10 protein-coding genes are annotated in these 12789 nt (G+C 58.7%); 9 read left to right on the top strand and 1 reads right to left on the bottom strand.

Annotation, left to right across the window (positions count from 1 at the left end; genetic code table 11):
- Positions 1 to 53 precede the first annotated feature (53 nt).
- From Q7L55_09945 to trpS, 5 genes are all read left to right on the top strand, one after another.
- Entirely contained in the window at positions 54 to 1583 is a 1530-nt protein-coding gene (locus tag Q7L55_09945) for a fibronectin type III domain-containing protein (GenBank protein MDO8732871.1), read from the top strand.
- Positions 1584 to 2094: 511 nt separating this feature from the next.
- Positions 2095 to 2505, top strand: coding sequence for a hypothetical protein (locus tag Q7L55_09940; protein ID MDO8732870.1), 411 nt, complete (start codon positions 2095 to 2097; stop codon positions 2503 to 2505).
- On the top strand, positions 2432 to 3445 hold the full coding sequence (locus Q7L55_09935; protein ID MDO8732869.1) for a PxKF domain-containing protein: 1014 nt from the start codon (positions 2432 to 2434) through the stop codon (positions 3443 to 3445). The genes Q7L55_09940 and Q7L55_09935 overlap by 74 nt, the downstream gene beginning before the upstream one ends.
- Before the next feature lie 155 nt (positions 3446 to 3600).
- Positions 3601 to 4923, top strand: a complete 1323-nt coding sequence (locus Q7L55_09930; GenBank protein ID MDO8732868.1) for a hemolysin family protein — start codon at positions 3601 to 3603, stop codon at positions 4921 to 4923.
- A complete protein-coding gene (gene trpS / locus Q7L55_09925) occupies positions 4920 to 5933 on the top strand; it encodes a tryptophan--tRNA ligase (protein MDO8732867.1) in 1014 nt (337 codons plus the stop codon). The genes Q7L55_09930 and trpS overlap by 4 nt, the downstream gene beginning before the upstream one ends.
- A gap of 15 nt (positions 5934 to 5948) precedes the next feature.
- On the opposite strand, the gene Q7L55_09920 is transcribed toward trpS, so the two are convergent.
- Positions 5949 to 7121, bottom strand: a complete 1173-nt coding sequence (locus Q7L55_09920; GenBank protein MDO8732866.1) for a serine hydrolase — start codon at positions 7119 to 7121, stop codon at positions 5949 to 5951.
- Positions 7122 to 7251: 130 nt separating this feature from the next.
- On the opposite strand from Q7L55_09920, the gene Q7L55_09915 reads away from it, so the two are divergent.
- The 4 genes from Q7L55_09915 (at position 7252) to Q7L55_09900 (ending at position 12788) form a co-directional block, all read left to right on the top strand.
- Positions 7252 to 8085, top strand: a complete 834-nt coding sequence (locus Q7L55_09915) for a hypothetical protein (GenBank protein MDO8732865.1) — start codon at positions 7252 to 7254, stop codon at positions 8083 to 8085.
- A 21-nt stretch (positions 8086 to 8106) separates the two neighbouring features.
- Entirely contained in the window at positions 8107 to 10029 is a 1923-nt protein-coding gene (locus Q7L55_09910) for a fumarate reductase/succinate dehydrogenase flavoprotein subunit (GenBank protein ID MDO8732864.1), read from the top strand.
- A gap of 2 nt (positions 10030 to 10031) precedes the next feature.
- Positions 10032 to 10790, top strand: a complete 759-nt coding sequence (locus Q7L55_09905; protein MDO8732863.1) for a succinate dehydrogenase/fumarate reductase iron-sulfur subunit — start codon at positions 10032 to 10034, stop codon at positions 10788 to 10790.
- Between the two features lie 81 nt (positions 10791 to 10871).
- Entirely contained in the window at positions 10872 to 12788 is a 1917-nt protein-coding gene (locus Q7L55_09900; GenBank protein ID MDO8732862.1) for a methylmalonyl-CoA mutase subunit beta, read from the top strand.
- Position 12789: the final 1 nt, after the last annotated feature.

Below are 12789 nucleotides of genomic sequence, written 5' to 3'. Positions count from 1 at the left end.
TCACCTACAGATTCAGGGAGCACGCCCATGGACCAGAGGCGAGGGAGTCAATCGTGGCAGGACTAGTTTCGCCTTTGCGGCCGCAGAATCTGCCGCGGCTGCTCATGAGCATGCTCATTGCTCTGGCGATGAGTGTGGGAGTGCTGCTGTTCGTCAATGGCACTTCGCAGGCTGCAGCTGACGACGCTCCCGTCATTTCAAGCGTGACCGCTTCGGGCACTAATCTGACGGTTGATTTCTCGCGCCCAGCCGATTCGCTGCTTGATGTTCTGAATTACGAGTACTCAACAAACGGCGGCGTAAGTTGGTCTGTGCGGTCCCCGCTGGCCATTACTTCCCCGTTGAGCATTGAAGGTCTGACCGCAGGTTCCTCCTACCAGATCGCCTTGCGCGTCATCTCAACAGTCGGTGCCGGCTCAGCATCTCCCGTGGTTGGCGTCTCGCTGGCGCCAGCGGCATCCGCGACGCCCTCGGTAACGCCCTCGAGCACCGATGGGCCTTCAGCAACTCCGGGCGCTACTGGCTCGGCTACTCCAGCCCCATCTGGTTCATCCAGCGGTACGAGTTCTGCGACTCCAGGTGCTTCGGCATCGCCGACAGGTACGAGTTCGGCAACCCCGGGTGGCTCTGTATCGGCTTCGCCCACGGGCAGCGGAACGGCTACTGCGACTTCAAGTGCTTCGCCCTCTCCAACAGGGACTTCAAGTGCTTCGCCCTCTCCAACAGGTACGTCAACATCGTCCTCATCGTCACTGCCAGCAGCCCCTACTGATGTCAAAGTGGTGTCAGGCAATGGCTCAATCGAGGTCTCGTGGACCGCGTCTGCGTCGAATACCCCGATCGCTGCCTATACCGTCACTTCCACGCCAGGCGGTTTCACCTGTCGAACGGTCAAGACTTCATGCACGGTGAATGGTTTGACCAATGACACGCCATACACCTTCGTCGTCAATGCAACGAACAGTTTTGGCACTTCGTTACCTTCGCTGAAATCGCGGTCGGTGCGTCCTCTTGATAACCCGGAGTGGGAGACCGATGATTTGGCTCCCCGCGCACCCGAGGTCACCAATGTTGACGTGGGCAATGCGAACGCATTGGTCACCTTCGATCCTGCTTCGGGACCCATCGCGCGGGCATTCACCGTGACATCAAGGCCGGCGGGGCTGACCTGCAAGGCAACGCTCAAGCATTTTTGCACCGTCACTGGTCTGACCAACGACGAGGCATATGCCTTCACAGTCAAGGCAGCGAATGGGGCGGGGTTCTCGCCCTCCTCGCCTCGCTCCGAGTACTTCACACCGACCGACGATCTTGAGGCGCCTGGCACTCCGAGCATCGTGGCCTTGCAGGCCGGCGATGGCGAGGTCACCGTGAGCCTGAGCAGTGGTTCGGGCGGGCCTGCCAAGCAGTACCGAATCCGCTCCTCGCCCGAGGGCCTGCTGTGCGAATCAGCTAGCACCACCTGCACTGTGGGTGGTCTTGAGAATGGGAAGTCGTACACGTTTACTGCGTCTGCCATCAATCGGCTCGGAACCTCAAGTGCTTCGGGTGCTTCCAGCGAAGTGACTCCGAACGCGAGATAACTTCTCGCCTAGAGGACGCGCATGAGTGACATTTGGGTCACTGTTATTGCGTTCTATTTTATCCTCGCTGGCGCATTCTTTGCTAGCGCTGAACTCGCGATCGTCTGTTTGCGTGAAAGCCAGATCAGCAAGTTGGAGAAAAAGGTCGACGCTATGAGGTACTTGCCAAGCACCCCAATCGCTTCCGGTCGCAGGCCAGGTCGGCATCACCGTTGCGGGCGTCATCTCGGCCGGTCGTTGTGCCCTTTAACACCGGGCTCACGATGGCGTTCGCCATGGCTGCCTACACGACTCAGGCGCTTGGGTGCACCGTGCTGTTGGCACGGGAACGCGAAAGTAGGAGCGATATTTCGGCCTGACGGGCATTCGATCCTCCCGTGAAATTTCGGACGTATTCCCTTCGAAGGCCGACACGAAAATGGAGGATTATTACCGGTTGGTTATTTTCACTTACCCGCGCTATTGCTCCAGCGCCTGCCTTTCGCAGACTAAAGATTGCTAAGGAGCACTCATGCTTGCAACGCTCGGGCGCCCGTCACGTTTCGGGACAATCGCTGGCGCATCTGCACTTGTACTTGGAACGTTATTCGCCGCTGCGCCAGCAATGGCCGCCCCCTCGACTTTGCGTATTTGCCATGCGAAAGCCTCATCTGATCAGCCATACGTGAGCCAGCATCCCGGAAATATTTCCGCTCACTTTGATGACGCGCAGGACATCATTCCTCCGTTCGGCGACTTCGCTGGCATGAATTGGGATGCTGCTAGCCAGGCCCTATGGAACAACGGATGCGCAGCGCAGGCTCCGGCACCGGTCAACAACGCACCAACTGTTGGCGTAGCTGCGGAAGATGCATTCGTGGACCTTCACTCTGGATGCCCGACACACCATTGCTCAGGGCACCGTCACTGTGACGGCAACTGATAGCCACGGCGCGACAGTCACGGATTTGTTCACATACGAGTCTGCCAACCACGTTCCTGCTGTTGCTACCCATGCAGCGAGCGCCACCGTGCTTGAAGGAAGCACTGTCACTGTGACTGGTGCCTTTGCCGACGCAGATGCAGTTGATGTCCTGACCTTGACTGCTGACAACGCGTCGGGTACTACCTTCACCGACAACGGCAACGGCAGTTGGAAGTTCACCTACGCAACTCGGGATAACTTCCTGCCTGTCACAGTCAACATCTCAGCGAACGATGGCGAAGGCGGCATTGCTGCTGATGCCTTCAACTACTCGGCAACCAACGTTGCGCCTGTTGTCTTGGTATCTCGTTCAGGTGATCTGAACGGATGCCACATCACTTTGACCACGAACTGGACCGATCCAGGGCTGGATGACACCTTCACTGGCACAGTGGACTTCGGTGACCTCTCAGTCACCACCTTCACTGGAGCTGCCGGTGTGAACTCGGCGACATTCGATCACAGCTACACCTCGGCTGGTTCCTACTTGCTGAGTGCTGCAGTGACCGATGATGACGGCGGAGTGGGTACGGCCAGCGCTGTATCCCACACGGTCTACAACATCCCCGGAGGCATTCTGCAGCCCGTCAACGACACCCACCTTGGACTGCCAGTAAGCCAGTTCAAATTGGGATCAACCGTGCCTGTCAAGATTCAGGTCAAGGATTGTGCTGGCGCTTCAGTGGCAACTCTGGCCCCGACCGTCAAGGTCAGCGGTGATGACGCGATCTCAACAGCATCACCGACCACCAGTTCGGCCATGCGTTACTCGGCCGATGGTCAGCAGTACATCTTCAACCTGGCGACCAAGACATTCCTCGCTGGTCACTACCAGATTCAGATTAGTGACAGTTCCTTCCGGACACCTGTCACGGCAGAGTTGTACCTGAAGAAGTAGTTCCACTGTTTCGATCCTGAAGGGGTGCTGCCGCATTGAGGCAGCACCCCTTCAGTCTTTTTGTAGCTATCACCGGCCCGCTACCCGCCATCTGGCGGCAGCAGCGCGGCTCGTCCCCCGTGGGCTGTGCGCTCGACTTCGCCTAGAGTTCGCCCATGAGTAGCCTCTGGGTCAATGTGGCTATCGTGCTGTGTTTCATCCTGATCGCTGCATTCTTTGTCGCTGCTGAGTTGGCGCTGGTAACCCTGCGGGACAGTCAGGTAGTGCGGCTAAGCGAGCAAGGCCGTCGAGGTCGACGGCTGGCGATATTGACCAAGAATCCCAATCGCTTCCTGGCTGCTGGCCAGGTAGGTATTACTCTGGCGGGCTTCATTTCGGCGGGCTTCGGTGCTGCGCAGATCGCACCCATCATCACGACGAGTTTGGTCGGCTGGGGGATGAATCCTTCCTTGGCGGACCCGCTCGCATTCATCCTGGTCACCGTCGTCATTGTGTTCATGTCCTTGGTGTTTGGCGAACTCGTGCCCAAGCGCATTGCTCTGCAAAGAGTTGAGGCAGTGGCATTGTTCGCTGCTGCGCCCATCGACATCACCGCCAAGATCTTTCGCCCGTTCATCTTCGCGCTTTCGCTGGCTACTGACGCTGTCGTGCGCTTGTTCGGCATCGATCCAAAGGCGGCCAAGGAGCAGATCAGCGGCGAGGAACTGCGCGATCTGGTTGCCGCACACGAAGATCTGACTGCGCAAGAGCGCGAGCTCATTGACGATGTGTTTTCAGCAGGCGATCGCGAGCTGCGAGAAGTGATGGTTCCGCGAACTGAGGTCGAGTTCCTGGCTGCCAGTGATCACGTTGCTGACGCCGCAAAGCAGGTAGTGGATCAACCCCACTCGCGCTACCCGGTGATGCGCGAATCATCAGACGACATCATCGGCTTCGTCCATATCCGCGACATCTTTGCGCCGACTTCAAGCAGTTCTGCCATCACGGTAGGTGAAATCGTGCGTGAGGTTCCAGCCTTCCCCGGCACCAAGGGAGTGTTGGCCACGCTGGCAGAGATGCGCCGCCATCGTCAGCATCTGGCTGTTGTTGTCGACGAGTATGGCGGCACCGCGGGCATCGTGACCCTTGAGGATCTCGTTGAGGAGCTCATCGGCGACATTCATGATGAGTACGACGCAGACGAGAGTCACTCCGATGCTCTTGCCTTTGGCAGCCTGGTAGTCGACGGATTGCTGAACGTCGATGACTTCACTGACGAATACAGCATTGAACTACCTGAAGGTCCTTACGAGACGGTTGCTGGCTTTGTCGTAGCCTGCCTCGGACACCTTCCAGAGCTGGGTGATCAAGTCCAAACAGCGACGCACCTATTTATCGTCGAGGAACTTGATGGCCGTCGACTCGCCCGCGTACGCGTGCAGCCACTGGCGATCACCGAAGACCTGGTGTCCGAGCCAGGCAGCTCTTTGCCAGAATGACGGACATGCCTCGACCCTCACGCGTGTTGTCCGGAATCCAGCCCACCGCTGATTCTTTCCAGATTGGCAATTATCTGGGCGCACTGCGGCAGTGGCTTCAGATGCAGCACGAGAACGATGCCTACTACGTCGTGGTTGATCAGCATGCGATCACCGTCGATCACGACCCCGCATTGCTGCGGCAGCGAACTCTGCTCTCGTACGCGCAGTTGCTGGCCATCGGCTTGGACCCTGAGCAGTGCACGATCTTTGTGCAAAGTCATGTGCCAGAGCACAGCCAGATGGCATGGGTGCTGGAATGCCAGACTGGCTTTGGCGAGGCCAGCCGGATGACTCAGTTCAAGGACAAGTCGCAAAAAGGTGGAGCTGATCGATCCACGGTTGGGCTTTTCACTTATCCGATCCTGCAGGCGGCCGACATCTTGGTGTACCAAGCCGACGCCGTGCCGATTGGCGAAGACCAGCGCCAGCATCTGGAACTGACTCGTGATCTTGCACAGCGCTTCAATGCCAATTTTGGTGAAACGCTCACCGTGCCCAAGGCCATGTATGTCACCGATACTGCAAAGATTGTCGATCTTCAGGATCCGGCGTCAAAGATGAGCAAGTCCAGTCCCGCGGGCTGCGTCTTTCTGCTCGATGATGACAAGACGATTATCAGGAAGATCAAGAGTGCAGTTACCGATTCCGAGCGCGAGATACGCTTTGATCCCGAAAACAAGGCAGGGGTCTCCAATCTCCTGACAATGCAACAAGCCTTGACTGGCAAGAGCATCGATCGGCTCGTAGTTGACTACGCCGACCGCGGCTATGGCGATCTGAAGTCTGAGACCGCTGAGATCGTCGTTGATTTCATCCGACCGATTCGAGACGGCGTTGACCAACTGATGTCAGATCCGGCAGAACTGCAACGACTCATGGCTCTTGGCGCGCGCAAGGCGCGCGCAACTGCTGCTCAGACTCTTGCATCTGTTTATGAGGCGATTGGCTTTGTGACTCTGCCGAGTTAGCGGAAGCTCGACCGGTTAGCGCAAGCGGCGGCGGCGATTTCTGCTGGCGTTGAAGCCCAGCAACAACGCGCCGATTACTGCAAGCACGATCAATCCAAGCCACCATGACGGTGACTGCGCAGGCGTGGTCGGAATCTTCAGTGCGGCTTGGCTGATGGCTGCCGATGCCACCGGATCTGGAGTAAGACTCGGTGCTGGGATAACCGTGGCGACTGCTTCTGCGGGTTGCTCTGCCTGCGGTGTTGCTGCCAGCGCGGAGCTTGAAGTCTGGGGTAGCGGCGTAGTGGGATCCACGAGGGTGCCGACCGGTGTGAGTTTGCTCAGGTTTGCAAATCCCCAGGCAAGTGCATCTTCGGCCGCGGTCTTGGATGCCTCCTTGATGCCCATGCCGACAAAGATCAGCGTGTGGCCTTTGCGTGTTGCCGCACCAACAAAGGTGCGACCGGCCTTGGTGGTGAAACCCGTCTTGACGCCGATAGCTCCCCGGAAACCGCTCGTGAGCATCTGATTGAGGTTGTAGATCAGGTGAGTTCCACCGCCCTTTGAAGGAAAGGCGTAGCGCTTGGTGGAAACGATGGTGCTGAAGTCAGATCTGGCCAGCCCTGCTCGCGCTATCAAGGCCAGGTCGTATGCGCTGGATACCTGGCCGGGACTGTCCAGCCCATTGGGAGTCGTGGCTTGAGTGTCAACGGCCTGCAATTGGTCGGCTAGCGCGTTCATCTCGTCAACAGTTGTCCGCACTCCGCCATTGGCCTGAGCGAGTGCCACTGCCGCATCGTTGCCGCTGGGCAGCATCATCCCGTAGAGCAACTGCTCGATCGTGTATTGCTTTCCGGCCTGGACCCCCACCTGAGCGCCATCGCTGTTGGCTGCTTTTGGCGTTCCAGTGAAAGTCCCATTCAGGGCTAGGCGCGGCAGGAGTGTCAGGGCGGTCAGGGTCTTCAGGGTGCTCGCCGGCGATCGTTGCTTGTGGGCTTTCTTGGCCGCCAGCACCTGACCTGTCGTGGCATCGGCCAAAATCCAAGTGTGGACTTTCAGCGCTGGTAGCGCATCAGCGCCCCCGCTCAAATCGACCTGGATACCGGGAAGATCGAGCTGCGCGCCGCCAAGACCTACTGCTGATGCAGGGCTAGCCATCAGCCCGAAAGCCAGGCATCCGGCCAGGCCCGCCACCAGAAGCTTGCGCATAGTTCCGTCATCGTAATAGGCCCGAATATTTGTGAGCCAGTTCGCACAAGGCCCACCCCTGACCCCCAGGTTCTAGCCCTATGATGCGTAGCGCAGTATTTCGCGTTTGATCTTTCGAAAGGTCTCACCTGTGAGTAGTTCACTCGATATTCCGCCGGCCAACAGTCCAGCAACTCGCACCAAGGCGAAGATCGGGGTTAGAACCCTCCGCACCGACCGATGGTGGCTGATGCCACTGGTCACCGTCATCGTGATCACGAGTTTTGTCGGGTACTCCACCTGGCGAGCCTTCGAGAATGCCTACTACTACGCCGAGCCGTTGATCTCTCCGTTCTACTCCCCGTGCCTGTCAACAGCCTGTACACCCGAAGCAGCGCAGTTCTTCTGGACTCCGTTTGGTAGTTGGACCATCTTCGGGATGGTCATCTCGCCAGCGCTGTTCATCCTGATCTTTCCCCTCGGCTTCCGCTTGACCTGCTACTACTACCGCAAGGCCTACTTCCGCTCTTTCTGGATGTCACCGCCTGCCTGCGCCGTCTCCGAGCCGCACACCAAGTACTCCGGTGAGACCCATGTTCCGCTGATCTTCAACAACGCGCACCGTTGGTTCTTCTACGCCGGTCTGGTGTTCAACGTAATCCTCACCTACGACGCGATCCTGGCCTTGCAGAGGCCTGGTTACTCGGGCTGGGCTCACGTGAGCATCGGCACGCTCGTGCTCCTGGCCAACGCCACTTTCCTTTGGCTGTATTCACTTTCCTGCCACTCCTGCCGTCACGCCATGGGCGGGCGACTGAAGCACTTCTCCAAGCACCCGGTGCGCTACAAGTTTTGGACCTTGGTCAGCAAGTTGAATGTCCACCATCCGAGATTCGCATGGATCTCACTCTTCGGTGTTGCGCTTGCCGATCTGTATGTGCGCGAAGTCGCCATCGGCGCCATCTCAAACTTCTACTTCTTCTAAGTCGACAAGGACATCTGACTCATGGAAAACATCGAGCGCATCGAACGCTACAAATTCGACGTCGTGGTCATCGGTGCCGGCGGCGCAGGTCTGCGCGCGGCAATCGAAGCCCGAGCGAATGGCAAGAGCGCAGCGGTGCTCAGCAAATCCCTATTCGGCAAGGCGCACACGGTCATGGCCGAGGGTGGCATTGCTGCATCCATGGGCAATGTCAACGACCGCGACAACTGGCAGGTGCACTTCGGCGACACGATGCGTGGCGGCAAGTTCCTGAATCACTACCGCATGGCCGAGCTGCACGCCAAAGAAGCACCTGATCGCGTATGGGAACTTGAAGCTTGGGGCGCGCTCTTTGATCGCACCAAGGATGGCAAGATCAGCCAGCGCAACTTCGGTGGCCACGAATACCCACGGCTGGCTCACGTCGGCGACCGCACCGGCCTGGAAATGATCCGCACCCTGCAGCAGCGCATCGTCGCTTTGCAGCAAGAGGACAAGCAGAAGACTGGCGAGTTCGAGTCAGGTCTGAAGGTCTTTGCAGAGTGCTCGGTCACCAAGATCTTCATGACCGGTGAGGGCGATGATCGTCGAGTTGCCGGCGTGCTGGCCTACTGGCGTCCAAGTGGCACCTTCGTACTGTTCGAGTCAGAGTCGGTTGTCATTGCAACCGGCGGCATCGGCAAGTCCTTCAAGGTCACCAGCAACTCGTGGGAGTACACGGGCGATGGCCATGCAATGGCACTTGAGTGCGGCGGCTCGCTGGTCAATATGGAGTTCTTGCAGTTCCACCCCACGGGCATGGTCTGGCCTCTGAGCGTCAAGGGCCTGCTCGTCACCGAATCAGTTCGTGGCGATGGTGGAGTTCTGACCAACTCTGAGGGCCGTCGCTTCATGTTCGACTACATCCCTGATGTGTTCAAGTCGAAGTACGCGACCACTGAAGAAGAAGCTGATCGATGGTACACAGATCCCGACAACAACCTGCGTCCGCCGGAGTTGCTGCCTCGCGATGAGGTGGCTCGCGCCATCAACTCCGAGGTCAAGGCTGGCCGCGGAACGCCACACGGTGGAGTGTTCCTCGACGTGTCCAAGCGTCTGCCAGCCGATGTCATTCGTGCCAAGCTGCCTTCGATGTGGCATCAGTTCAAGGAGCTGGCTGACGTCGACATCACCCAAGAGGCAATGGAGGTCGGTCCGACCTGCCACTACGTCATGGGTGGAGTCGAAGTCGATCCCGATACTCAGGCTGCGGTTGGGGTCAAGGGCCTTTTCGCTGCTGGCGAGGCCAGTGGGGGCATGCACGGCTCCAACCGACTCGGCGGTAACTCCCTGTCGGATCTGCTTGTCTTTGGTCGTCGCGCCGGACAGTTCGCAGCCGAGCACGTCGATGAGGTCCGCGGGCAGGGCAAGCAGACCCACGTGAGCGAAGCCGATCTGCAAGCCGCGCTGGATTGGGCACTGGCACCGTTTACTCGCGTTGAAGGCGAAAGCCCATACGCAATCCAGTACGACCTTCAAGACACCATGAACGCTCTGGTCGGCATCATCCGCACCGCTTCGGAAATCGAAGAGGCCCTGGTGAAAATCCAGGAATTGAAGGTGCGCATGGCAAACATGAAGGTCATCGGCGGCCGGGCGTACAACCCGGGCTGGCACTTGGCCCTGGATCTGCCCAAGCAACTGCTGGTCTCGCAGTGTGTTGCGATGGCAGCGCTCATTCGCGAGGAATCACGCGGCGGTCACACTCGCGAAGACTTCCCTGAGATGAGCGATGAATGGCGCAAGGTGAACCTCATCGTGCGCGCTGAAGCTCAAGAAGTCACGATCGTCAAGCAGTCACTGCCAACGATGACTTCTGAGCTCGCCGGACTGTTCGATGAATCTGAGCTCAGCAAGTACATGACTCTTGAGGAACTCGACTCACTAGTGGTAAGGACTCTCTGACAATGGGTTATACGGCGAAGTTCAAGATTTGGCGCGGCGACAATGGCAATGGCGCCCTTCAGGACTACACAGTTGAGGTCAACGAGGGCGAAGTCGTCCTTGACGTCCTGCACCGCGTGCAGGCCGAGCAGGCAAATGACCTTGCCATCCGCTGGAACTGCAAGGCAGGCAAGTGCGGCTCATGCAGCGCAGAGGTCAATGGCAAGCCACGCCTGATGTGCATGACTCGGATGAACACCTTCGAAGAAGAGCAGACCATCACAGTCACGCCGCTTCGTGCCTTCCCAGTCATTCGCGACCTCGTGACAGACGTCTCCTTCAACTACAAGAAGGCTCGCGAAGTCCCTTCCTTCCAGCCACCAGTTGGCCTCAAGCCGGGCGAGTTCCGCATGGAGCAGGAAGATGTCGAGCGCAGCCAGGAGTTCCGCAAGTGCATCGAGTGCTTCTTGTGCCAGAACACCTGCCACGTCGTGCGCGATCACGAAGAGAACCACGAGGCTTTCGCTGGCCCTCGCGTACTCATGCGCGTTGCTGAACTCGACATGCACCCGCTTGACACCTTGGACCGCAAGAAGATGGCGCAAGATGAGCTCGGTCTGGGCTACTGCAACATCACGAAGTGCTGCACTGAGGTCTGTCCAGAGCACATTCACATCACCGATAACGCACTCATTCCCCTCAAGGAACGAGTTGCCGACGTGAAGTACGACCCGATTCGCTGGCTCGGAAGCAAGATCGGCGTTCGCAAGAGCACTGATTGAGTTCATCGCACGGTGGGGGATCAGCCTGAGTTCAACAGTCTGCTGCCCACACACCGCCGTGCGTGAGTAATCTTGCCTGTTGTGACTTCCGTGAATGGTCTGATCCTGGCCGCAGAATTTGATGAGCCCACCCGCGCGGCCTGGATGGTCGAGGTCGACAAGGCAATCAAAGGGGGTGACTTCGACAAGATCCTGGTCAGCACCACTCTCGATGGCATTCGTATTGAGCCGCTCTACACCGCGGACGACGTCGCGGTTGAGTCTGATGAATCTGGATTCCCTGGCTTCTCTCCACTGACCCGCGGTGGTCAGATTTCCCCCCGTGTTGACGGTGCTTGGGACATCCGCGCCTCCATCGCACATCCCGATGTCGCCATCGCAAATGCACAGGCGCTGACAGAGCTTCGCAATGGCGCGACCAGTCTGGATCTTCACCTTGATCTCACCGGTGAGGGCGCTGGTGTGAGTGTGCGTTCGTCGGAGGATCTTGCTCGCCTGCTCGAGGGAGTACTGCTGGATCTCGCGCCGATTTCCATTCGCGCTGGCGCATTGTCAACAACTGCTGCGGCTTGGCTGGGCGAAGTACTCGAGGCTCGAAATGCAGTTGGCGTGCTTCCGGCTGGATGTCTTGGCCTTGACCCACTCAGCACACTTGCCTCGCAAGGAGTGCTGCCACAGACACCGACTGAAGCCATTGCCGAAGGCGTAATGATCGCTCGCGAGACCACCACTCCGCGCGTGCGCACCTTCCGTGCTTCGGCAGTTGTTGCTGCTGATGCAGGCGCCAGCGAAGGTCAAGAGCTCGCCTTTGCACTTGGCTCGGCCACCACCTATCTGCGAGCACTCGTTTCCGGCGGACTTGATGTGAGCACTGCCGCCGGGCAGATCGTGATTGAACTCGCGGCCGATGTTGATGTCTTCGCGACCATCGCCAAGCTGCGCGCGCTGCGCCACTGCTGGTCAACGGTGCTGGAAGCAAGCGGCCTTGAAGTTGATACACAGTTCCCGGGCCTTGTTCAGGTTGATGCACATGCTGGCGGTCGATGGCTCACGGTCATCGATCCTTGGGTGAACCTCTTGCGTGGCACTTCGGCCAGCCTTGGCGCAGTCGTTGGAGGCGCTGATGTGCTCACTGTGTCTGCATTCGACAGTGCGGTAGGGCTTCCGAGTGATCTCGGGCGACGACTGGCACGCAACACCCAACTCCTGCTGCAAGATGAATCCGGTATCGGTCGGGTGCTGGATCCCGCAGGCGGCAGCTACTACGTCGAAAGCCTGACCGACGCGCTGGCGGCCGAAGGCTGGAAGCAATTCCAGGCCATTGAAGCCGCTGGCGGGCTGGAAGCCGTGCTTGCAGCCGGCACTTTCCAAACAGATGTTGCTGCAACTGCAGCCAAGCGCGACAAGCTCATCTCCAATCGCAAGCAGGCGATCACCGGTGTCAGTGAGTTCCCGCTTATTGGTGAGCGTCGCCCAGAAAGCAGCGCTACGCCGCCGCTGGATTCACGGCCCGGCCTCTCGCAAGACGGCACAGTCACCACCGTGGCCCCGCTCAAAGCGCGTCGGCTTGCCGAGTCCTATGAAGCGATGCGCGTTGCAGCCGAGGCGGCCGCAACCAAGCCCACCATCTTCCTTGCCAACATTGGCGTCGGGCCCTCATATGTCACCCGTGCAACTTTCTCAAGCAACCTATTTGCCACCGGCGGCGTTGATGCGGTCGGTGATGGTGGCTACGCAGATGCCGCTGCGGCAGCCCAAGCCTTCAAGGGATCAGGAGCCACGGCTGCTGTCATTTGCGGAACCGATGCTGCCTACAGCGAGCAAGGCGTCGCATATGCCGAGGCGCTGAAGAGCGCTGGTGCCAGCTTCATCTATCTGGCCGGTCGAGCTGGTGATGCCAAGGATCAATACGAGGCCGCCGGTATCGATGACTTTGTCTATATGGGAGTCGACGTGCTCTCCACCTTGCAACGCCTACACACCAAGTTGGGAGTCTGAG

This window comes from Actinomycetota bacterium (assembly GCA_030650795.1).
Classification (GTDB): domain Bacteria; phylum Actinomycetota; class Actinomycetes; order S36-B12; family S36-B12; genus UBA11398.
Note: the sequence above shows the minus strand (reverse complement) of the source record. Positions and strands in the feature narration are given on the sequence as shown.